Consider the following 24798-nt stretch of genomic DNA (forward strand, 5'->3'; position numbering starts at 1 on the left):
GCCACTTCAGAAGTCGAGCGGTGGCAAAGAGCGGCTCGGTCGTATCAGCAAGATGGGCGACAAATACCTGCGCAAGCTGCTCATTGTCGGCATGACGGCGCTTGTGCGCCGTGCAAAGCAAAATCCCGAAGGCGATCCACGGCTGGCAGATCTGCTTGCGCGAAAGCCCACAAGGGTCGCCACGGTCGCGATGGCGAACAAGACCGCACGGATTGTCTGGGCGATCATGGCACGCGGCGAAATCTATCGTCCAGGCCACCGGCCTGCACTGGCCGCATAACAAGGATACACGATTTAGCTGAAGAGGAGATCAGCTTCACGAGGTTGCGAGCGCGATGCGATGTGATGGCAGACCGGTCAGACCGGGAACGGGGACAACCCAAGTGATGTCCAAGGCGTCATAGCCTGAACAACAGAATGGGACCTTGTTCGCGGACTCCATCAGGGCCAGCAGTCTCAACCGACTGCATCAACAGGCCGGACAGAAGACTGCACCCGACCAATGCCACTGCGTCAATTTAGCCCTTGCAACGCGGGAGCCATCCACAGAGGACATCCCGGCCCCGTGCTGGCTGGTCCGTTTGGTGCCAAGAGGCGACATGACTGCAAGAGGCCGCCAACTGGGGCGGCCTGTGTCGGAACAATGCTGTCTGCAGGAGCTTGGCAATCTGGAGGTTCGCGATGCCCCGCTACTTTTTTGATGTTAAGGACGGCCACAGGCTTTTTGATCCATCGGGCTTTGTTTGCGACGACGATACGGGGCAACGTGGTCGGATGATCATGATGCTTCGCCTTGGGTTCAGGCGGGAGCGTTACAGAACTCTCAGTCACCGGTAGATACCGAAGGGGCGGTGATGAAGCCAGCATGGAGCCTTCGTGATCCCGCCCGATGTCGGTTTGGGGTCAAACGCTACAAGTGGTTTATCGACAAGCCTGACCCCGGAGTCCGCTTTGATCCGAAAACCGACCCGATTCCAATGGCCCATCCGGTGGCTCATGCTTCTCGACTCTGTAACCGAGCCGAGGAGTATGAACATGCAGGATCAAGTGATTGCGACCTCTGCGCCTAAGCGAGCGCCGTGGAACAAGGGAAAGATGACCGGGGCAAAGCCCCCGCTGCGCCCCAAACACGTATGGTCCATTCGGACAAAGCTCCAGATCGAGGGTCGCGCTCGCGACCTGGCCATGTTCAATCTGGCAATCGACAGCAAACTTCGTGGCTGTGATGTCGTCGCTATCCGGGTCGAGGATATCGCCGCTCAATGCCGTAGGCGAGACCGTGGGTTTGGCCATCTTGAGCTCGGAAAAACAAATAAAATCAATGTGGTTGACAAGACACCCCTTCCGCCAGATAGCTATAATCTCAACGTTACATGCCCCATCAGTCCCCCGATCTCACGCTCGAAGTAAACGGTACGCCGCCGGAGATTGTGGGCCGCGCATGCCAAGGCTTCATTTGCGAGTCGTACACGTTCGAGGGTGAACGTGTGGCGTCGGCCAACGTCACGTACCTCAAGTTCGGTAGCGGCTGGTTTCGTCTCTACTTTGAGTTCCGCCTTGTCTTCTGGCGCCCGTTCACTGATGAGCCAAAGCCAAGGGAAGTCAAAGAAGAAACATGGGCCTACGCGCACACCGACGTAGGCGCACTTGCCGGAGTGCTCGGTCAGCCTTTGGTATCGTATGAGATGCTGCCCACGCTTAAGGGAAGCAAAGTTGTATTTCGCTTCGGGAACGGCCGTTGTGTGGAAATCGAAGACAAAGATGACGCTACCTCGTATGCGGTCATCTAGCCCTTCCATCGAGCGGGCGTTAGTGCGTCCACCACCCGTCCTACAGACTGGATTGCTTCGCTGCGCTCGCAATGACGGGGAGAGACCTACCTCGCTCCCTCAAAACCACCCAGGAACGCCGTGAGATTATCGCCGAGCACATCGGACAGATACCCGCCCTCCTGAACGATGACCGTCGGCAGGCCGATCCGCGCGATGACGTCGCCGATCCGGCTGAAACCGCTGGTGGTGATCGACATGCCCTTGAGCGGATCATGTTCGGAGGCGTCGAGACCCAGCGCCACGACCAGCGCGCCCGGCGCAAACGCCTCGATGGTCTTTTTCGCGTCCGCCAGCGCTGTCAGATAGGTATCGTCGCCGGTGCCGATCGGCAGCGGGATGTTGAAATTGGCGCCGAGGCCGGCGCCCTCGCCGCGCTCGTGCGCGTAGCCCCACACGAACGGATAAAAATCGGAGGGGTCGGCGTGGATGGAAACCGTCAGCACGTCCGGCCGCGCATAGAAAATGCCCTGCGTGCCATTGCCGTGATGCACGTCGACATCGAGGATCGCCACGCGCTCGTGCCGGAGCCGCAGGTGGGCTGCGGCAATCGCGGTGTTGTTGAGGAAGCAGAAGCCGCCGGCCATGTCGGCATAGGCGTGATGGCCCGGCGGACGGCACAGCGCGTAGCTGGCATCTTCGCCGTCCAATACGAGCTGCGCCGCCGTGACCGCGACGTCGCTGGCCGCACAGGCGCCGGCCCAGGTGCCCGGGCCGATTGGGCACGCCGTGTCGGCGGTGTGCCAGCCGAGCTTGCCGACAATGCTGGTCGGATAGGTCGCGGCCTGCCGCACCGGATGGATGTTGGCGATCATCTCCGGCCCGGCGTCGCCAAGCGCCGACCACTCGTTCCAGGCGTCGGCCAGAAAGCGCAGATATTCCGCGCTGTGCACCCGCGCGCGCGGTCCCTGACCGAATGCGGTGGGTTCGATGATGTCATGCGATCCGGCGGCAAGACCCTTCAGCAACCGGTCGGCCCGCTCGGGCTGTTCGGTGGTGCGCTTGATAACGCCGCGCACCAGAAAGAATTGCGGATCATGGCTGCGATGCCGCTCGGTGTAGACCGCTTTCACTTCAATACCTCAAGGACACGTTTGGAAGCCGAACTAGATCAACATCCGCGCGGCCTAGCAATCCGGACTGCGCGCACTTCGGGGATGAGGCACGGGCTGTGCATAAATTGAGCGTCGAATGTCGTTCATTTCATCGCGGAACAGCGGGACCTTGTCGAAATTGCCCAATGCCCATTCGGGTCTCTGCCCGGCATCCTTTTTGCAAGCCATTACACAGGTAAAGCCACGCAATAATGTGCCGTTACGCGCCTCGAATCGGAAAGAAAAATCATGTTGAAGCGAGTGTTGGTCGGTTTGGTTCTGGTCTGTGGCGCATCTGCCGCCGCGCTCGCGCAGGAGCCGAGGACCGGCGGCGTTATCAATGCCGTGATCCAGCCCGAGCCACCGGGCCTGATGATGGCGATGGTCCAGAACGGTCCGACCCAGATGGTGTCAGGCAATATCTTCGAGGGCCTGCTGCGCTACAGCCCGAAACTCGAGCCGCTGCCGGGGCTGGCCGAGAGCTGGACCGTCAGCGAGGACGCCAAGACCTACATCTTCAAACTCAAGCCGGGTGTGCTGTGGCACGACGGCAAACCATTCACCTCCGCCGACGTTCTGTTCTCGATCGAGATGCTGAAACAGACGCACCCGCGCGCGCGCAACAATATGGTGCAGGTCGAAAAGATCGAGGCGCCTGACGACCTCACCGTCGTCTTCACGCTGAAGCAGCCGTTCGGGCCGTTCCTCGGCATCTTCGAAGTCGGCTCGATGCCAATGATCCCAAAGCATCTCTATGAAGGCACCGACTTCAAGACCAATCCGAACAACAACGCGCCCATCGGTACCGGCCCGTTCATGTTCAAGGAATGGCAGAAGGGTTCGTTCATTCACCTCGTGAAGAACCCGAACTATCACGTTAAAGGTATGCCCTTTATCGATGGCATCTACTGGCAGATCATTCCGGACGCCGCGGCGCGCTCGGTAGCGTATGAGACCGGCAAGGTGGATGTGCTGCCCGGAGGCTCGGTGGAAAATTTCGACGTGCCGCGCATCAGCAAGTTGAAGGACACCTGCGTCACCGGCGCGGGCTGGGAATTCTTCAGCCCGCTGGCCTGGATGTGGCTCAACAACCGTTCCGGCCCGACCGCGAACAAGAAGATCCGCCAGGCCATCATGTACGCGGTCGACCGCGATTTTGCCAAGGACGTGATCTGGAACGGGCTCGGCAAGGTCGCCACCGGTCCTTCGGCGTCCACCATCAAGTTCTACACCGATGACGTGCCGAAATATCCGTTCGATCCGGCCAAGGCCAAGGCGCTGCTGAAGGAAGCCGGCTACAATGGCGAGAAGGTGCGCCTGATGCCCCTGCCCTATGGTGAAACCTGGCAGCGCTGGGGCGAAGCCGTGAAGCAGAATCTGGTCGACGTCGGTTTCAACATCGAGACCATCGCCACCGACGTGCCGGGCTCGAACCAGAAGATCGGCGACTGGGACTACGATATCGCCTTCACCTATCTCTACCAATACGGCGATCCCGCGCTCGGCGTCGGCCGCAACTACGTCTCCAGCCAGATCGTCAAGGGCCAGCAGTTCAACAACGTCGAGGGATATTCGAACCCGGAGATCGACCAACTGTTTGCCGAAGGCGCGGTCGCGACGCCGGATTCCAGGCGCAAGGAGCTCTACGACAAGGCGCAAAAAATCCTGGTCGAGGACGTGCCGGTGGCCTGGATGTTGGAGCTACAATTTCCGACCATCACCCGCTGCAAGATCAAGAACCTGATCACGACCGCGATCGGCGTCAATGACGGCTTTCGCGAAGCCTGGATCGACAAGTGAGGCGTTTGGTGCACGCGCCAGGCCGGAAGAGATGAGCCTCTGATGCTGTCGTTCATTGGCCAGAGGATCGTCAAGGGCGTGATCGTGCTGTTTGCGATCATCGTGCTGAACTTCTTCCTGATCCGGCTCGCGCCGGGCGATCCCGCCATGGTGATGGCGGGTGAAGCCGGTGCCAGCGATCAGATCTTCGTGGCCCAGCTCCGGGAGAAGTTCGGGCTCGATCGTCCGCTGCCGGAGCAGCTATTCCGCTACGTCAAAGGCATTGCCAGCTTCGATCTCGGCTTCTCGTTTCGGCAGCAGATGCCGGTGTCCAGGCTCATCATCGACCGCCTCCCCGCCACCTTGCTGTTGACGATGACGGCGTTTGCGATCTCGTTGCTGTTCGGCATTCTGTTCGGCGTGCTCGCGGCGCGCTTCGCCGGAACCTGGGCCGATACCGCCATCACCGTGCTGGCGCTGGTGTTCTACGCCACGCCGCTGCCCTGGATTGCGCTGATGGCGATCCTGCTGTTTTCGGTGGTGATGGATTGGCTGCCGAGTTTTGGCTATGAGACCGTCGGCGCCAATTACACCGGCCTTGCGCACATCCTCGACGTCGGCGCACACCTGATCATGCCGGCGGCGACCATCGGCCTGTTCTTCATGGCGACCTATGCCCGCATGACCCGCGCCTCGATGCTGGAGGTAAACCGGCTCGATTTCGTCAAGACCGCCCGCGCCAAGGGCCTCACCAACAACCTGATCCAGCGCCGCCATGTGCTGCGCAACGCCTTGCTGCCGGTGGTGACCTTGGCCGGCGTCCATTCCGGCACGCTGATCGGCGGCGCGGTGCTGACCGAAACCGTGTTCGCCTGGCCCGGAATCGGCCGGCTGATGTACGAAGCGCTGTTGCAGCGGGACTATAACCTGCTGCTCGGCGTCTTCGTGGTCTGTTCGGCGATGGTCTTGATCTTCAACCTCGTGACCGACCTGGTCTATCGCCTGGTCGACCCGCGCATCGAGTTTTCCGCATGAAGCAGTTCTGGAAAACCATGTTGCGCAATCCCGGCGGAATGATCGGCCTGGTCATTCTCGTGATTGCCGTTTTGGTCGCGCTGTTCGGGCCGTGGGTATTCCCGAATTCGCCCTGGCGCATGGTGCAGCGGCCGTTCCTGCCGCCCTTTACGCTGGCCAAGGTGCCGCTCGGCACCGACGCGCTCGGACGCGACGTGTTTGCCGGCATCATCTACGGCGCCCGCGTCTCGCTGCTGGTCGGCCTGGTGTCGACGCTCGTCGCCTTGGCCGTCGGCGTTCCCCTCGGCGCCGTCGCCGGCTATTTCGGCGGCAAGATCGACGATGCCTTGATGCGGTTCACCGAGTTCTTCCAGACCATCCCGAGTTTTGCGCTGGCCATCGTGCTGGTCGCGATCCTGCAACCGTCGATCTATTCGATCGTCGGCTCGATCGCGATCGTCAGTTGGCCTCCGGTGGCGCGGCTGGTGCGCGGCGAGGTGTTGTCGCTGCGCACGCGCGAATATGTCCAGGCCGCCATCGTCACCGGGCAGACCCGTTCATGGATCATCTGGCGCGAGATCCTGCCCAATGCGCTGTCGCCCGTCATCGTGCTGGCCTCGCTGATGGTGGCAACCGCGATCCTGCTCGAATCCTCGCTGTCGTTCCTGGGGCTGGGCGATCCCAACCTGATCTCCTGGGGCTACATGATCGGTGCCGGGCGAACCGTGGTGCGGCAGGCCTGGTGGATCACGGTATTTCCCGGCTTCGCCATCCTGCTGTCGGTCCTTGGCCTGAACCTGATCGGCGAAGGCCTTAACGACGCGCTCAACCCGCGACTTGCCAAAGGCGGGCGCTGAGATGTCCGGCACTGCATCCGTATCGATCAAAAACCTGAAGATCGCGCTGCCGCCAGGCAGCGAACGCCCCTACGCCGTCGACGGGGTTTCGCTCGATCTGGTTGCCGGCGAGATCGTCTGCGTGGTCGGCGAGTCCGGTTCGGGCAAATCGATGTGTGCCCATGCCCTGATGGGATTGCTCCCCGATACGGTCGCGACCGAGAGCGGTGAGATCGCGTTCGAAGGCCGCAACCTGCTCGCCTGCAGTGAAGACGACTGGCACGACATCCGCGGCCGACGCATCGCCATGGTGTTTCAGGAGCCGATGACGGCGCTCAATCCGCTGATGCGGATCGGCGACCAGATGATGGAAATGTTCGAGGCCCACGGCCTGCTGACGCCGCGCGAGCGCCGCGACAAGGCGCTCGGACTCGCCCGCGAGGTCGGCCTGCCCGAGCCCGAGCGCATCGTGCGCGCCTACCCCCACCAACTGTCCGGCGGCCAACGTCAACGCGCGATGATCGCGATGGCGCTGGCGCTGGAGCCGGCCGTGCTGGTGGCGGATGAACCGACCACCGCGCTCGATGTCACGACGCAGGCGCAGATCCTCAAGCTGATCCGCGACCTGCAGCGCCGCCGCAACATGGCGGTCATGTTCATCACCCACGATTTCGGCGTGGTCGCCGACATCGCCGACCGCGTCGTGGTGCTGCGCCATGGACAGGTGGTCGAACAGGGCACGGCAGCAGAAGTGCTCGGCCGGCCGCAGCATACCTACACCAAGGCCTTGCTCGCGGCGGTGCCGTCCATCCATCCTCCCGCTCGCGCGCCGCTGGGCGACCGCGCCAAGGCGGTCGAGGTCGTAGGTCTCGACAAGACCTACGTCACGTCAGGCGGCTGGTTCCGGCCCGATCGCAAGGTGCAAGCCGCCAACGCGGTCAGCTTCGATATTCTCAAGGGTGAAACCCTGGGTCTGGTCGGCGAATCCGGATCGGGCAAGTCCTCGGTCGCCCGACTGGTGATGCGGCTGATCGAGTCCGACCGCGGCACCGTCCGGCTCGGCGACGTCGACCTGATGCGTCTCGGCTCACGGGCGCTGCGCCAGCAGCGGCACCGGATCCAGATGATCTTCCAGGATCCTTTCGCGTCGCTCAATCCGCGCCGCAAGGTCGGCGCCATCATCAGCGATGGGCCGATTGCCAAGGGCACAGCGCCCGATGCGGCACGGCAGCGTACCCGCGAGCTGCTTGCGCTGGTCGGCCTCGACGCCGGTGCGATGGAACGCTACCCGCATGAATTCTCCGGCGGCCAGCGCCAGCGTATCGGCATTGCCCGCGCGCTCGCGCTCGATCCCGAGGTCATCGTGGCGGATGAGGCCGTCTCCGCGCTCGACGTATCCGTGCAGGCGCAGGTGCTGGCGCTGCTGGAAGACCTGAAGGCGCGGCTTGGTCTCTCGATGCTGTTCATTACCCACGACCTGCGCGTCGCCGCCCAGATCTGCGACCGCATCGCCGTCATGCAGCGTGGCGTGATTGTCGAGTTGAAATCGACCGCGGCGCTGTTCGCAGCGCCCGAACATCCCTACACGCGCGAACTGCTTGCTGCCGTCCCCGGGCAAGGAGCGCCCGTAGCGACGCCTCGCGCCGCAAGTGCCTGAGGCCGCACCTGACGGTGCGGCTCTCCCGGGGCATCCCCTGCTCGCCTACGCCAGCAGGAAGTTGGAACTGTGCAGCGTTCCCGTCAGGTTGGCGAGGTTGACGACCATATCGGCAGAGTCCATCACGCCATCGCCGTTGATATCGATATTCAGCACGTCGTTGCCCGGGCCGAAGTTCTGCAGCACCGCCGAGGCGTGACCTGCGCCTTCGAAAGCGCCTGCCCCGACGTAGTCGATCGAACCGCCTGCGACCGTGATGCCGGCGAAGGTGAACGTGTCATGGCCGGCATCGAAGTTCGTGATCGTGTCGGACTGGCCGTTGATGGTGGAATCCGCCACGCTGGTGAAGCGGAAATTGTCCTGGCCGGCGCTGGCCGTGATGTTATCGGCACCGGCGCCGGCGGTGATCGTGGTGCTGCCGGTAACGGCGTTGCTGATCGTGATGGTGTCGAAATTAGCGCTGCCGTTGATCGTTTCAGTGTTAGCGACCGTGAGGCCGAACGACCCTCCATTCAGGTTCAACGTGTCGTTGCCGCCGCCGAGATCGATCGTACCACCGGTGTTGCCCTGGATCGTCAAGGTGTCGTCCGACGACGTGCCGTTGACGTGATTGATGTTGAAGAGATTGTCGAACGAGTTGCTGCCGGCAGCGAGGTTCAGCGTGTTGTTGCCGTCGCCGAGATTGACGGTGACGCCGCTGACATCGTTGAGCAAGGTGAGTGTGTCGTCACTGGGGTTAACACCACCGGTAAAGTCGCTGCCGTAGATATTCGTTACGTTCGCAAGACCAATCGAATTGGTCCCGTTGGCGAGCGCGAGCGAATTGTTTCCGCCTCCGAGGTCGACCGACAGGCCGGTCACGTCGCTCTGCAGCGTGACGAAGTTGTCCGACGCGTTGCCGTTGAGATGCTCGACATTGACCAGGCTCGCTGAGAGATTGGCCGTGTAGGCATCGACGGTATTGTCACCGGCGCCGAGATCGATGGTCACGCCGGTCGGAGCGCCAAGGTTCCCCGTTATCGTCAGCACGTCGTCTCCGGCGCTGCCGTTGATATGCTGGACATCGAAGACATCGCCCAGGGTATTGGCTCCCGCCGCCAGATTCAGGGTGTTGGTGCCATTGCCGAGATTGACCGACAGCCCCGTGACGTCGTTGAGCAGCGTCAAGGTGTCGTCGGAACTTCCGCTGAAATCGGTGCCGAAGATCTGCTCGACGTTGTTGAGCGTCAACGTATTGAAGCCGTTGGCGAGGTTGAGCGTGTCATGGCCGCTACCGAGATCGACCGACAACCCGGTGGCATCATTGGTAAGGTTGACAGTGTCGTCGCCGCTGCTGCCGATGACGTGCTCGACGTTAAGCAGGTTCAACTGCACGAAGCCGGCGTTGGCAGCGACAATAACGGTATCGTTCCCTGCCCCAAGGTCGATCGGGTGGCCGAAGGCGTTGTTTCCAATCACGAGGTAGTCGTCACTTCCGGTTCCCGTTATTGTATTGGTGTTGCCGAACAGGTTCTGACCCGAAATATCGATCGGGCTTCCTGCAGAACCCGAAGCGATCATCATGTATTTGTCGCTGAACTGAAGCACCTCGACATTGGTCAGCGTATCGGTGCCATCAGGCGTTCCTGACCGGTTGTCAGCCACCGTTCCGGCCACGAGGTTGATGGTGTAGCTTGCGGACGGACCGGTGTAGATCGCCATATCGGTGCCGGCGCCGCCATCGATGATGTCGTTGCCTGCGCCGCCGGTAATGGTGTCGTTGCCGCCTCCCGCGCTGATGCTGTCGTTGCCGGAGCCACCGAAGAAGGATTCGTTGGCGGCGCTGCCGATCAGGGTGTCGTTGAAGTTCGAGCCCTGTACGCTGTTGACGCCGCCGGTGATCGTGTCCGTGCCGACGTTGGCAACATCACCGCCGGCCGTGCCGTGCGCGGTGCCGAGCGACAAGTCGACCGTGACCGCCGCGGCAGCGTTGGTATAGGTGATGCGGGTATTGCCGTTGCCGGTAATGGTGTCGTTGCCTCCCTGGCCTTCGAACAGGTTGAAGTTCCCGCTGCCGAACGGTCCGGTATCGATGGCAAATCCGGTGGCGACGTAGGTGTCGGCAAGGTTGCTTCCGAATACGCTGTTGACGCCGTTGAACGTGTCGGTTCCGACGGATGCGTCACCAGTCACGGTGCCGGCCAGCATGTTGACGTTCACGCCGCCGGTCGCGGAGCTGTAGATCAACCGGGTGTTGCCGTTGCCGGTAATCGTGTCGTTGCCGCCAAGACCCTCGAACTGATTGAACGTGCCGTTGTTGCCGATGTTGAGGGCACCGGCGGTGCCGTAGGTGCTGGCATCGTACACGTCGTTGAAGTTGGTGCCCTGGATCGCCTCGATCGACCGCAGCGTGTCGTTGCCGATCGAAGCATCACCCGTTGCCGTACCCGCCCCCATGTTCACGGTGACCGGCCCGGTCGAGAAGTAGATGTTGTTGTAGGTCGCAAGATCGAAGCCGCCGCGGCCGTCGATAAAGTCGTTACCGGCCCCGCCATAGAAGGTTTCAGTGCCAGTGGCGTTGTTGCTGCCGTGTATCGTGTCGTCGAACATCGACCCCTGGACGGCATTGACGCCGCTGAAGCTATCGGTGCCGGTCGAGGCGTCGCCCGTGGCGGTGCCGGTGCCCGGCGTGGAGCCGGTCTGCATGTCGACGGTGACCCCGCCGGTCGCATTGATGTAGGAAATGCGGGTATTGCCGTTGCCGACAATGGTGTCGTTGCCGCCCATACCGTTGAATTCGTTGAAGGTGCCGTTGGAGCCAGCATTGGTGCTGGTTCCCGAAAAACCGGTCGCGGTGTAGCTATCGGCGAAGTTGGTACCACGCACGGATTCGACCGAAAGAAGGGTATCGGTGCCGACCGTGGCATCACCGACCACTTGGCCGGCGGCCATGTTCACGGTGATGCCCGACGTCGTTGTCGGATCGAGCGCGTAGTCCGCCCGATCGAAGCCACCCCTGCCGTTGATGGTGTCATTGCCACCCCGGCCCTCGAACACCTCGACGGTTCCGGATGGATTGTTGGAGCCGAGCAAGGTGTCGGCACCTGCGGACCCAACTACGCCCGCAAATCCCGAGCCGACCAGCGTGTCCGTTCCGACCGAGGAGTCGCCAGTTGCCGTGTGCGCCTGCAGGTCGACCGTGACGCTTCCGGTGGCGCTGACATAGGAAATTCGCGTCAACGGAGCGCCCTGGCTGTTGAAGGCCCCCGTGATCGTATCGTTGCCGCCCTTGCCCTCGAACTCGTTGAAGCCGACGTTGGTTCCGGCAACGCTGGTATCGCCGGCAAAACCGGTGGCATCGTAAGTATCGGCAAAGTTGGTGCCGACGATGCCTTCGATCCCGATCAGGGTGTCGGTGCCGACGCCGGCAGCGCTACCGTTGACCGTGCCGGACGCCAGATTGAAGGAAATGCCGGCAGTCGCATCCGTATAGATGGCCCGATCGAACCCGATACCGCCGTCGAGCGTGTCGTTGCCGGCCAGACCCTGAAGCCGGTCGTTACCGGCGAGGCCCTGGATCAGGTCGTCGCCCGCAGTGCCGACCAGTGTGTTGTTGGTCGCATCGCCGACGATTGTCGCACCGCTGCTCACGTTGATCGTAAGGGTCTTGTCGAAGGTCAAGCCGCCCGAGTCGGTGTCACGCACGACAATCTGTTGGGCTCCGGCCGTCAACGATCCTGCGACCACGAGATTGTTGCCGCTGACCGCGAATTGGCCGCCGGCGTTGTCGACCAGCGAGAACGTCGCCGTATCGCCGGCGTCGGGATCGACGGCCGACAGGACGCCGATGACAGTATTGTTGGCCGTGCTCTGCCCGATCGTGCTGTTGGACAGCGAGATGTCGGTCGGGGCTTCGTTGACGTTGGTGATGGCGAGATGGAAGTTCTGCGACGCGTCGGGAGCGACGTGATTGCTGGCGGTGACGTCGTTGACGTTGACCGTCACGTCGTAGGACGTCTTGGCCTCGAAATTCGCGCCGCCGAGGAAGTGCAGTTCAGTGCTGTTTTCGATCGCGAACGAGGCCGCATCGGCGCCGGACAGCGACAGCACGTTGGTACCGAGCGCGTCGTCGGTGATGGCGATGTCGGCGACCTTGACGTCGCCGCCGTTCTCCGCCGTGGCAGTCACCTGGTTGTTGAGCGCAACGGCCGTCGGCGCCTCGTTGACGTCGATGATGCTGACGGTCACGGCCTTGCTGTCGAACAGAGCTCCGCCGTCGGTTGCGACGACATTGATGCTGTAGGAGTTCTTGGCCTCGAAGTTCGCCGGGCTGTTCAAGGTGACATTGCCGCCGGCGTCGATGCTGAAGGCTGCTGCATCGGTTCCGGTCAGACTCCAGGTAATGACATTGTTCGGCGCGGTCGTATCCGGATCGCTGGCGACAGCCTGGTACACGACCGTGCTGGTCGGCGCATTCTCCGCCACGCTGGCGGTCGTGCCCGAGGTGATCGTCGGCGCCTCGTTGACGTCGGTAATGATGAGATGGAAGGCCTGCGAGGCGTCGGGTGCGACGTGATTGCTGGCCGAGGCATCGTTGGCGTTAACGGTGACGTTGTAAGAGGCTTTCGCCTCGAAGTTGGCCGAACCAATGAAGTGCAGCTCAGGTCCGCCGGCGCCGGCCACGATCGAGAACGAGCTCGCATCGGCTCCGGACAGCGACAGCGTGTTGGTGCCGAGCGCATCGTCGGTGACGGCGATATCGGCGACCTTGACGTCGCCGCCATTTTCCGCGGTTGAAGTGACCTGGTTCGACAGCACCACGGCCGTCGGCGCTTCGTTGACGTCGGTGACGGCGATGGTGAAATTCTTGTCATGGGTCAGCCCGCCGGAGTCGGTGACACGGATCGTCACCTGCTCCGAGGACGCGGCTTCGTAGTTGAGCGGACCATTGACGACGAGATTGCCGTTCGAAATCGCAAACAGGCCGCCGGCATCGTTGACCAGGCTGAAAGTCGCGGTATCGCCGGTATCCGGGTCGATCGCCGACAGCGCGCCGACCACAGTCCCGTTGGCACTGTTTTCCGCCACGGTGGCTGCGGACAGCAGGATGTCCGTCGGGGCATGGTCGATGCCCACAGCCACGAAATTGGCGTCACTCAGCGTGCCGATCAGGCCGTTGAGGTTGAGCTCCATGTCCCCGGCGCCGAACTGGCCGTCGCCGTTGACGTCGATCTGCAGGTAGTTCCCGGTCAGCCGGGCTTCCGCCCCGGCCCCGTCGAAGCCGGCGCTACCGACGAAGTGAATGCCGCTGGCCAGTCCGCCGACGTGATCGAATATGAAGGTGTCGTTGGCGGCGTTGAAATTGTTGACGGTATCCCCGCCCCCGTTGGCATACGAATCCGCGGCGCTGGTGAAGCGGACGTTGAGCGGCGCCGAGCCTGCGGTGATGCTGTCCTGACCGAGGCCGCCGGTCACGGTGGTGGTCCCGGCGCCGGTCACGACGATACCGTCGTTGCCGTTGCCGCCGGTCACGTTTGCGACGTTGGCAACGGTGACGTTGTTGCCGCCGTCCGCTAGGTTCAGCGAATTGTTGCCGCCGCCGAGGTCGATCGTCGTGCTGAAGATCTGGTTCTGCAGCGTCAGCGTGTCGTCTGACGCGCTGCCGTTGATGGTCTGCACATTATAGGCGGTCAGCGAATTGGTTCCCGCCGCGAGATCGAGCGTGTTGTTGCCCTGCTGCAGGTTGATGGTGATGCCGCTGACGTCGTTGAGCAGCGTCAGCGTGTCGTCCGATGCCGCGGCGGGGCCGCCGAAATAGTCCGCCGAGTTGACGTTCTCGACGTTGGACAGGCTCACGGAATTGGTGCCGCTCGCCAGATTCAGGGTGTCGTTGCCGAGGCCGAGGTCGACCGCAAGACCGGTGACGTCGTTGTTCAGGGAAATGAAGTTATCCAGCGAACTGCCGTTGAGATGCGCGGTGTTGAGCAGGCTCAAGCTCGCGTTGTTGCCGGCGATATTCAGCGTGTTGTTGCCGCCGCCGAGATCGATCACGAGATCGTTGTTGGGCGTATAGATGCCCATCCCGAGCGACAAGGTGTCGTCGCCGGCGCTGCCGTTGACGACATCGACGTTGAAGAGGTTGTCGAGCTGGTTGTTTCCGGCAGCAGCGAGGTTCAAGGTGTTGAAGCCTTGCTGGAGATTGACGCTCAGACCGCTGACATTGTTAGTCAGGGTCAGCGTGTCGTTGGACGCGGGTCCGCTGAAATCGCTCGACTGGATATTTTCGACGTTGGTCACGCTGAGCGAATTGACGCCGTTGGCCAGGTTGAGGTTGTCGTTGCCGAGGCCGAGATCGATCGCAATGCCGCTGACATTGTTGTTGATGTTGACGAAGTTATCGAGCGCATTGCCGTTCAGGTGCTGGATATTCAGCGCGGTCAGGGTCAGTCCCTGCATGCCGAAGTTGAGGGTGTTGTTGCCGGCGCCGAGATCGACGACCGGATTGTTGCCGGGTTCGAAGAATCCGTTCGATATCGACAGCGTGTCGTCGCCGGCGGTGCCGTTGACGTGCTGAACGTTGAAGATGTTGGTGAAGGAGTTGGGGCCGGCCGCCAGGTTCAGCGTGTTGTTGCCCTGCGCCAGGTTCACGCTGAGGCCGCTGACATTGTTGGACAGCGTCAGCGTGTCGTTCGATGCGGTACCGGAGAAATCGGTCGCATTGATGTTCTCGACATTGGTCACGCTCAGCGTATTGGCGCCGTTGGCGAGATTGACGAAGTCATTGCCGGCGCCGAGATCGACGTTGAGCCCGTTGAGATTGGTCGTGAAGTTCGCGGTATCGTTGCCGGCGCTGCCGACGAGATTTTCGACGTTCACGAGGTTGAGGTTGTAGAATCCGGTCTGGCCGAGAATGACGGTATCGCCGGTTCCTGCCCCCAGATTGATGAGGTGGCCGGAAAGGCTGAAGCCGATCTTGACGAAGTCGTTGTTGGACCCGGTCAGCACATTGAACGGATTGGCGGTCGCGCCGAAGAACAGCCGGTTGTCGGAAAGGTCGATCGGGGAGCCCGCGCTGCCCGATGCGATCAGGTCCGACTGGTCGCTGAATTGCAGCACCTCGATGTTGGTGAGGGTATCCGTGCCGTCACGCCCCGCCGTGTTGTCCTGAACCTGGACCTGACCGGCTGACGGCGTGTTGAACGAAATCGTGTAGCCGCCCCTCGCGCCGGTATACAAGGCAAGATCGGCGCCGCCACCGCCATCGATGGTGTCGTTGCCGCCGCCGCCGGTCAGGGTGTTGCTGTTGCCGTCACCGATGATGGTGTCGTTAAAGGCCGAACCGGTGACGCTGTTGACGCCGGTGAAGGTGTCCGTCCCGACCGAGGTGTCGCCGGTCGCAATGCCGGTCGCAATATTGACGGTCACACCCGCTGTCGCGTTGAAATAGCCGAGGCGCGTATTGCCGTTTCCGGTGATAGTATCGTTGCCGCCCATACCTTCGAACTGGTTGAAGGTGCCGTTGTTGCCGACGTTGAGCGCACCTGCCTGGCCGTAACCGGTCGCCACATAGGTATCGTTGAAGAACGTGCCCTGGATGCCTTCGATCGAGCGCAGGGTATCGGTGCCGTTGGAGGCATCGCCGATCACGACGCCGGACGCCATGTCGACGCTGATGGCGCCGGTAACATAGGTGAGGTTGTTGTACTGGGCGGTGTCGAAGCCGCCGCGGCCGTCGATATAGTCGTTTCCGGCGAGGCCCTGGAAGGTGTCGTTGACGGCGCTGCCCAACAGGGTGTCGTCGAACATCGAGCCCATCACGGCGTTGACGCCGGTGAAGGTGTCGGTGCCGACGTTGGCGATGTCGCCTGGCGCCGTGCCGTGCGCGGTGCCGGCGGCCAGGTCAACGGTCACGGCAGCGAGCGACTGCGAATACTGAATTCGCGTATTGCCGTTACCAATGATGGTGTCGTTGCCGCCCTCGCCGTCGAAGTTGTTGAAGGTGCCGGACGAGCCCGCATTGGTGCTGGTGCCGCTGAATCCGGTGGCATCGTAGACGTCGGCGAAATTGGTGCCGCGCACGGCCTCGACCGAACGCAACGTATCGGTGCCGATCGTCGCATCGCCGGTAACGATGCCGGCCGCGAGATGCACGGTAATGCCGGTGGTCGTGTTGGGGTCGAGGTTGTAGACCGCGAAGTCGTAGCCGCCCCGGCCGTCGATGTAGTCGTTGCCGGCACGGCCGTCGAACTGCTCATAGGTGCCGTTCGGATTGTTGCTGCCGAGCAGCGTGTCGTCATAGGCCGACCCGACGATGGCGTTGACGTGGTCGAACGTATCGTTGCCGACCCCTGCGACGTCGCCCGCCGCGGTCCCATGCCCCGTACCGGCCGCGATGTCCACCGTGACGGCTGCCGCAGCGCTGACATAGGAAATGCGCGTCAGAATTTCGCCGGACGCGTTGACGGTTCCATGGATAATGTCGTCGCCACCCCGGCCCTCGAACTCGTTGAAGCCCGCAGGACGCCCGGGGAGCTGGGTTGAGCCCGTAAAGCCTACGGCACTGTAGGTATCGGCAAAGTCGCTGCCGCTGACGGCTTCGATCGACACCAGCGTGTCATTGCCAACGCCGGGGCCGGAGGCGGTTCCGGCCGCAAGGTCGACGGTGATGCCGCCCGTCGCATCTGCGTAGGTGGCACGATCGAAACCGGGGCCGCCATCGAGGCGGTCGTCGCCGGCGCCGCCCGTCAGGGTGTCATTGCCGAGATTGCCGTAGAGCTGATCGTTGCCGGCGCCGCCGATGAGCGTATCGTTGCCGTCCAACCCGTCGATGGCATCGTTGCCGGGCCCGCCGGTCAGGACGTCCGCTCCCAGCGTGCCGACGAGCGCCAGACCGGTGACGCCGACCACCGCATTGGTGACCTGGGTGCCGAGATCGGTGACGTAAGTTTGATGAAGCGCGTCCACCTGCGCCGAGTTGCTGAAGTCGGTATTTGCCAACTGCGTGGTCGCCGCACCCTGGGCCACGACGGCGGCCTGCGCCAGCGCAGTTACATCGGCGCCCGCGGACTGGATGCTGCCGTTCGCGGCCGACACGACGTCCGCCACGGCCGAAGCCGCGTCTGCACTGACGCCCGAATTCGAAACGATGTCGTGGACCGTGGACGACGCGCTGAGGTCAACCGTGGTGGAACTGCTCACGCTGGTCGTGACGGTGCTGGCAATCGCGGTGAAGACCTGGTCGGCCGAGCCTCCGACCGCGGAAACCTGGGCGACCGTGCTCTGAACCTGGATTCCCGCCGAGAGAATGGCGCTTGCCGAGGCAGCGTCCGCGCCGCCTGAAACGGCGGCAGCGACCGGATCGAAGGTCGTCAGATCCTTGGAGGGATCGAGGCCGAACGCCGTCGAGACCTGGGTTGCGGCATCGGCGGTCGAAACGGTGGGATTGGCCGTGGTGATCGCCACGATCAGCGTCGTCAACGGCGTGACGACGGTCGATCCCTCCGGCGCCTTCAACACGCCATTAAAGGTCAGATTGGTGGAAATATCCGTGCCGCCGAACATCACGAGCGGACCGCTTCCTCCGTTCAGCGTAAAGCTGCCGTCGGCATTGGTGGTCGTGTGCGCCTCGCCGGCATCGAGAATGCCGTTATTGTTCGCGTCGGCGAACACGGTGGCGCCGGCAACGTAACCGTCCAGTGCAAAGCCGTTGAACTCGTTCGGATTTGCCGTGACAGTGACGGCGATATCCGCGCTGGTCGAGGCGGTGTGCGTGCCGTCGCCCGAAGATGCCACGACGTGGAGGCTGAAGTTTCCGGGCTTGGCAAGGCCACCAACGGGCTGCAGGGCCAATCCGGTCAGGTCTGTCGAGCTCAGGACATACGTCGATCCGTCGTCCGACAGCGTGCCGTGATTCAACGTGTAACCCGACGGAACGTTCTGGATGGCGATCGACAGCGCATTGCTGGTGTCGATCAGCCCGGCGGTCACGGCCAGCGAAATATTGGCGTTATCCGCGCCGGTCGCCGATGTTCCGACGGACAAGGTCGGGGCATCCTGCGTCCCGTGAATGTTGAAACTGACCTGCTTGCTGGTGCCGTCCACCGCCGTCACCGTGAAGGTATCGGTCTTGGTGTCGTTGGCGCCGAGATACTGTGTGAGGCTGTCGGCGACCGTGTAGGTGTAGGTGCCGTTGGCGGCAAGTGCGAGAGAACCGAGATTTCCAACCGCGCCGTTGACGCCAGCCTGGAACGCGGCCGTGCTATCGACATCCGAGATCGAGATCGAGCCAGATGCGACCAGAGTCCCGGCACCGTTGACGGAGACATCTTCGGTGACGTCGGCCACGGATGGCTGGCCGATCACGGCGGCATCGTTGGTGCCTGTGATGTTGACGGTCAGCACTTGCGGGGTGCCGTCCGCGGTCGTTACCGTCAGGGTATCGGTATAGGTCGTGCCGCTGACGAACTCGTTGTGCGCCGTGTCGGTGCTGTAGGTCCAGACGCCGTTGGTGCCGATATTGAAGTGACCATAGGCGTTGCTACCGGCGACGTTGTTCTGCGCCACGAACGTGTTCGGGCTGTCGACGTCGGTCGCGGCCAGCGTGCCGCCGGTGGTCAGCACCGCGTTGGTCTCTGTCAGATTGACCGTGCTGGTGCCGGTGATGACGGCGGCATCGTTGGTGCCTGTGATGTTGACGGTCAGCACCTGCGGGGTGCCGTCCGCGGTCGTTACCGTCAGGGTATCGGTATAGGTGGTGCCGCCGACGAACTCGTCATGCGCGCTGGTAGTGGCATAAGTCCAGACGCCGTTGGTACCAATGGTGAAGTGACCATAGCCGTTGCTGCCAGCGACGTTGTTCTGCGCGACAAAGGCGTTCGAGCTGTCGACGTCGGCCGCGGTCAGCGTGCCGCCGGTGGACAGCACGGCGTTGGTTTCGGTCAGATTGACCGTGCTGGTGCCGGTAATGACGGCGGCATCGTTGGTGCCTGTGATGTTGACGGTCAGCACCTGCGGGGTGCCGTCCGCGGTCGTTACCGTCAGGGTATCGGTATAGGTCGTGCCGCCGACGAACTCGTCATGCGCCGTGTCGGTGCTGTAGGTCCAGACCCCGTTGGTGCCGATATTGAAGTGACCATAGCCGTTGCTGCCGGCGACGTTGTTCTGCGCCACGAACGTGTTGGGGCTGTCGACGTCGGTCGCGGCCAGCGTGCCGCCGGTGGTCAGCACGGCGTTGGTTTCGGTCAGATTGACCGTGCTGGTGCCGGTAATGACGGCGGCATCGTTGGTGCCTGTGATGTTGACGGTCAGCACCTGCGGGGTGCCGTCCGCGGTCGTTACCGTCAGGGTATCGGTATAGGTCGTGCCGCCGACGAACTCGTCATGCGCCGTGTCGGTGCTGTAGGTCCAGACCCCGTTGGTGCCGATATTGAAGTGACCATAGCCGTTGCTGCCGGCGACGTTGTTCTGCGCCACGAAAGTGTTGGAGCTGTCGACGTCGGTCGCGGTCAGCGTGCCGCCGGTGGTCAGCACGGCGTTGGTTTCGGCCAGATTGACCGTACTGGTGCCGGTGATGACGGCCGCATCGTTGGTGCCTGTGATGTTGACGGTCAGCACCTGCGGGGTGCCGTCCGCGGTCGTTACCGTCAGGGTATCGGTATAGGTGGTGCCACCGACGAACTCGTCATGCGCGCTGGTGGTGGTATAGGTCCAGACCCCGTTGGCGCCGATGGTAAAGTGACCATAGCCGTTGCTGCCGGCGACGTTGTTCTGCGCCACGAACGTGTTGGGACTGTCGACGTCGGTCGCGGCCAGCGTGCCGCCGGTGGTCAGCACGGCGTTGGTTTCGGTCAGGTTGACCGTGCTGGTGCCGGTGATAACGGCGGCATCGTTGACGCCGTGAATGGTGAAGGAGACCTGCTTGGTCGTGCCGTCCACCGACGTGATGGTAAAGGTATCGACCTTGGTATCGCCCGTGCCGAGATACTGCACGGCGCTGTCGGCGACCGCATAGGTATAGTTGCCGTTGCTGGCGAGGACGAGTGAGCCGAGATTTCCGCTGGCTGACGTCGTCGTGGTCTGGAAGGCGGCCTGCCCCACGTCGGGATCCGAGATCGAAATAGTGCCGACCGCCGTCAGGTTTCCGGCGCTGTTGACGGACGCATCCTCCGTCACATCGTGGACGGTCGGATCGCCGATCGTCGCCGGGTGATTGACCGCGCCTGCGCCGTGGACTGTAAAGGTAATCTGTTTGGTGGTGCCGTCGAACGAGGTGACCGTAAAGGTGTCGACCTTGGTGCCGCCGGTGCCAAGTTGCGCCGCGGCGCTTTCCGCCACGGAATAGGAATAGGTGCCATTGCTGGCGAGCGTGAGGTGGCCGAGATTGCCCGATGCCGATATCACCGACGTCTTGAAGGACGCCTGTCCCTGGTCGACATCGGTGATCGAGATCGAACCGGTCGCCGTCAGTGTCACTTTGCTCGGATCGGCAGTGACGTCGTGGACCGTCGGATTGCCGATCACGGCGGCATCGTTGACGCCGTGGATCGTAAAGCTCACCTGCTTGGTGGTGCCGTCGAGCGATGTCACCGTAAAGGTGTCGACCTTGGTGTCGCCTCTTCCCAAATACTGCACCGCGCTGTCAGCGACCGAATAGCTGTACGAGCCGTCGGCCGCAATCGTCAGGTTCCCGAGACTATCGGCGGCTGAAATCACCGAGGTCTGGAACGCGGCCTGGCCCTGATCGGCATCCGTGATTGAGATCGTGCCGCTCGCGGTCAAAAGCGGCTGGGTGGTATCTTCGGTCACGTCGTGGACGGTCGGCGTGCCGATCACGGCTACGTCGTTGACGCCGTGGATGGTAAAGCTGATCTGTTTTGTTGTGCCGTCGGTCGACGTCACCGTGAATGTGTCGACTTTTGTGTCGCTGGCGCCGAGATATTGCACCGCGTGGTCAGAAACCGAATAGCTGTACGACCCGTTCGTCGCGAGCGTGAGGTGGCCCAGATTGCCGGCGGCCGAAATGACCGATGTCTTGAATGATGCCTCGCCCTGATCAACGTCCGAAATCGAGATCGCGCCACTCGCCGTCAAGGACGGCTTGGTCGCATCCTCCGTCACGTCGTGCACGGTCGGCGCGCCGATCACCGCCGCGTCGTTGACGCCGTGAATCGTAAAACTCACCTGCTTGGTGGTGCCGTCGAGCGACGTCACCGTGAAGGTGTCGACCTTGGTGTCGCCGGCGCCGAGATATTGCACGGCGCTGTCGGCGACAGAATAGCTGTAGCTGCCGTTCGCGGCCAGCGTCAGCGTTCCCAAATTGCTGGCGGCAGAAACCACGGTGGACTGGAACGCGGCCTGGCCCTGATCGACATCCGTGATCGAGATCGTGCCGTTGGCGGTCAAAAGCGGCTGGGTGGCATCTTCGGTCACGTCGTGAACGGTCGGCGTGCCGATCACTGCCGCGTCGTTAGCGCCGTGGATGGTAAAACTGATCTGTTTGGTTGTGCCGTCGGTCGACGTCACCGTGAAGGTGTCGACTTTGGTGTCGCCGGCGCCGAGATACTGCACGGCGCTGTCGGCGACTGAATAGCGGTACGACCCGTTGCTCGAGAGCGTCAGGGTTCCGAGATTGCCGCCGGCCGAAATCACCGACGTCTTGAACGTTGCTTCACCCTGGTCCACGTCCGAAATCGAAATGGAACCCGCCGCGATCAGGTTCGGCTTGGTCGCATCCTCGGTGACGTCGTGCACCGTCGCGTTGCCGATTACAGCCGCATCGTTGACGCCGTGGATGGTGAAACTTACCTTTTTGGTTGTGCCGTCGACCGACGTCACCGTGAAGGTGTCGATTTTGGTGTCGCCCGCTCCCAAATATTGTACGGCGCTGTCGGCGACCGAGTAACTATAGGACCCGTTGGCGGCGATCGTTAACGAGCCGAGATTGCCGGATGCGGAGATGACCGTCGTCCTGAACGCGGACTGGCCGGGATCGGAATCACTGATGGAAATCAGCCCGGCAGCGATCAAAACCTGCAAATTCGTGTCTTCGGTGACGTCGCTGACCGTCGGTGCGCCAATAATTGCTGCCGAATTTGCCATGATTTTCGCTTCCCCAAATGAATTCTGAAATTCAAAATCGGGAGCGACTCTGCTGACGCTGCGTTACAGGAGCGCAAAAAAAACGTGAAATCGATAACCATTTATTAAATATAAGCTTGCTCCGGCAGACACACTTCGTAGGATCAATTCGAATATTTCTGGCGGGCCGTCAAAAACGACGAACCGACCCAAAAAAATCATTCATCATTTTGATACACAGCCAGGTTTGAAGTTCCGAAGTCATCTTTGATGCAAAGTCACCCATGACATTGCCTGTGATGCGTCTGCGTTTGCTCGGCCGGTTTGGCGTTACCGCTCCGGATAGCGAATCCACGTCGATTCAGCTTCCGACCAGGAAGACCGGGGCCGTGTTGGCCTATCTCGGCATGAGCCGCGATTACGCGGCAAGCCGCGAGGAACTGGCGGCATTGCTCTGGGGCGGCTGTACCGATCAGCAGGCGCGGCAGAGTTTGCGACAAGCACTGGCTTTGTTGCGCAAGGAACTCGCGCCGGACGTGTTCATCACCGACACCAAGATCGTGCGGCTCGATCCCGCGTCGTGGTCGATCGATGCCCGCGAGTTTGCGACCTTTGCCTGTGCGCAGAGCGCCGAGGAACTCGCGCGTGCGGCGCGTTTCTTCACCGGCGATTTTCTCTCCGGCTTCATCCTCGAGGAAGAAGCGTTCGAGGAGTGGGTCGGCGGACAACGAACGCACCTGCAGCACGCCGCCGCGCAGCTCTGCGAAACCTTCGTGCGGCGCCCGGATCTGGTGATTGACCCGAACCAGGCGTTGGCGGCCATCGACCAGTTGATGGCGCTCGATCCGCTCCGGGAAGATTGGCATCGCCTCGCGATCGCCTTGTACGCCCGCTATCGCGGCAAGAACGAAGCGTTGTCGCGCGCCAGCGCCTTTGCCGGTTTGCTTCAGCGTGAACTCGGGGTCACCCCCGAACGCGAAACCCGGATGATGCTGGAAAATCTTCGCAGCGCCGATGTCGCGGATTGGGTCAATGGGCCATTGCAAGACGCTCAGCACAGCACCAACCTGTCGCCCGCCGAAAGCAACCCTGATGCCTCGGCATTCGCTCCGGCCACGACACCCGTCGCCGCGCCTCGACGGAATTTTCTGACACCGCGCCTCGATGGAATGACTTTGGCGGCGCTGGCGTTGGCCGGGATTCTGGTGGCCGCGGGAACTTTCGCTTCCGAGTCTCTCCATACGATTTTGAGACTCGGCCCGGCGTCTTCGTTCCAATCGCCCGCGGCGCTCGGCGCCCTGCCCGACCCATGGCGGTCGCCGGCGGTCGCCCACGAGGCGCAACTGCCGAAGGGCATTACCCCTATTGTGGTGCTGCCGTTCGCAAGTCTCGGCGGAAACGACGAACCGGGTCAGTTGATCGCCGACATGCTGACGGATGATCTGACCAATACATTGTCACGCATTCCCTCGTTCAGGGTGATTTCGCGCCAAACGGCGCACAGCTACCAGAACCAGGCCATCGACGTCGCCAAGCTCGGCACCGAACTGCAGGTAAGATATGTGCTGGAAGGCAGCGTCCGGCTTCAGGATGACAATCTTCGGGTCAACGTCGAACTGATCAATCCGGTCACCCGCCTGTCGGTGTGGAGCGGCCGTGTCGAGCGTCGCGGCGCCGACCGCCAGGGCGTCCGCGACGAAATCGTCAGCCGGTTGGCGCGAGAGCTTCAGTTTGAAGTGCTTCCGATCGAAAGCCAGCGGTTGTCGAACGATTTCGACGCCGATGCGCTGGCCTATCGCGGCTGGGCTGCGCTGTCCCAGGTCAATCTCGAAGGTTACAAGCAGGCGCTTGCACTGTTCAACAAGGCGCTGGAGCGCGATCCGAATACCTTGTCGGCACAGGTTGGCATCGGCGCCTATCACGCCCGGATGGGCGCACAGGTTCTGGATACCGATCCGGCCGGCCATCGCAACAAGGCGGAAGCCATCCTGCGCCAGGTGCTGGTACGTGATCCCGAGTCGAGCCAGGCGCATTTCTATCTGGCGCTCGCGCTCAACCGGTTGCCGACATTGCCTGAAGCCCTGCAACATCTGGAACGGGCGATCAGGATCGATCCCAGCGACGCCAGTGCCCACGCCCAGATCGGCAACGGTCTGATCCGTTCCGGGAAAGTTTCCGAAGGCCTCGAACACGTCCGCTATGCGATGTTGCTGTCTCCGCGCGACCCGATCATGCCGGTCTGGCTCGAGTTCGCAGGCAATGCGGAACTGGAGCTCGGCGACTACCGCGAGGCGATTGCCTTGTTCGATCGCTCGATCGCGATCAATCCCGGCTATCCCAGAAGCTGGGCGGGCCTTGTCGCCGCCTACGCGCTGGCCAACGAACCCGCTGAGGCCCGGCGCTTTGCCGCCCAACTCAAGACCTTCGCGCCGAACCTGGAAAACGACGATATGCCCCGGCAATTCGGTCGCAGCGAGAACTCCAAGCTGCACGAAGGCCTGATGCTGGCCTTCGGCTCGCCGGAACGATAGCCC

The 24798-nt window shown here is 62.2% G+C and carries 9 protein-coding genes and 1 pseudogene; 8 read left to right on the forward strand and 2 right to left on the reverse strand.

All coding sequences use genetic code 11. The features are described from left to right. The 3 genes and pseudogenes from BLS26_RS36595 to BLS26_RS00015 form a co-directional block, all read left to right on the forward strand. Positions 1-280: transposase (locus BLS26_RS36595; protein ID WP_244541797.1), on the forward strand; the 280-nt coding region annotated here is incomplete at its 5' end. Between the two features lie 755 nt (positions 281-1035). Next, a pseudogene (locus BLS26_RS36600) lies at positions 1036-1258 on the forward strand (integrase); the annotation flags it as partial. A 115-nt stretch (positions 1259-1373) separates the two neighbouring features. Beyond that, positions 1374-1790 (forward strand): hypothetical protein, encoded by a 417-nt coding sequence (locus tag BLS26_RS00015; RefSeq protein ID WP_157676236.1) that lies wholly within the window; start codon positions 1374-1376, stop codon positions 1788-1790. A gap of 86 nt (positions 1791-1876) precedes the next feature. On the opposite strand, the gene BLS26_RS00020 is transcribed toward BLS26_RS00015, so the two are convergent. Continuing rightward, the gene (locus BLS26_RS00020; protein ID WP_092507307.1) at positions 1877-2902 is read right to left on the reverse strand and encodes a histone deacetylase family protein; all 1026 of its coding nucleotides are present in this window, start codon (positions 2900-2902) and stop codon (positions 1877-1879) included. 270 nt (positions 2903-3172) lie between these two features. Here BLS26_RS00020 and BLS26_RS00025 point away from each other — a divergent pair, with 270 nt between their 5' ends. From BLS26_RS00025 to BLS26_RS00040, 4 genes are read left to right on the forward strand one after another with little or no spacing between them, the layout of a single operon-like run. Next, on the forward strand, positions 3173-4723 hold the full coding sequence (locus BLS26_RS00025; RefSeq protein WP_092507309.1) for an ABC transporter substrate-binding protein: 1551 nt from the start codon (positions 3173-3175) through the stop codon (positions 4721-4723). Positions 4724-4765: 42 nt separating this feature from the next. Beyond that, positions 4766-5737 (forward strand): ABC transporter permease, encoded by a 972-nt coding sequence (locus BLS26_RS00030; RefSeq protein WP_092507311.1) that lies wholly within the window; start codon positions 4766-4768, stop codon positions 5735-5737. After that, positions 5734-6573: an ABC transporter permease gene (locus tag BLS26_RS00035; protein ID WP_092507313.1), complete on the forward strand. Its 840-nt coding sequence runs from the start codon at positions 5734-5736 to the stop codon at positions 6571-6573. Before BLS26_RS00030 ends, BLS26_RS00035 begins: the two co-directional genes overlap by 4 nt. A 1-nt stretch (position 6574) precedes the next feature. Then, positions 6575-8209 (forward strand): ABC transporter ATP-binding protein, encoded by a 1635-nt coding sequence (locus BLS26_RS00040; RefSeq protein ID WP_092507315.1) that lies wholly within the window; start codon positions 6575-6577, stop codon positions 8207-8209. Positions 8210-8254: 45 nt separating this feature from the next. Here BLS26_RS00040 and BLS26_RS00045 read toward each other — a convergent pair whose 3' ends face one another. After that, complete coding sequence (locus BLS26_RS00045) at positions 8255-22285, reverse strand: VCBS domain-containing protein (RefSeq protein ID WP_092507317.1); 14031 nt, start codon at positions 22283-22285, stop codon at positions 8255-8257. A gap of 263 nt (positions 22286-22548) precedes the next feature. Between BLS26_RS00045 and BLS26_RS00050 the strand changes: the two genes are divergently transcribed. Next, entirely contained in the window at positions 22549-24795 is a 2247-nt protein-coding gene (locus BLS26_RS00050) for a BTAD domain-containing putative transcriptional regulator (protein ID WP_092507319.1), read from the forward strand. Positions 24796-24798 lie beyond the last annotated feature (3 nt).

The organism is Afipia sp. GAS231, from assembly GCF_900103365.1.
Taxonomy (GTDB): Bacteria; Pseudomonadota; Alphaproteobacteria; order Rhizobiales; family Xanthobacteraceae; genus Bradyrhizobium.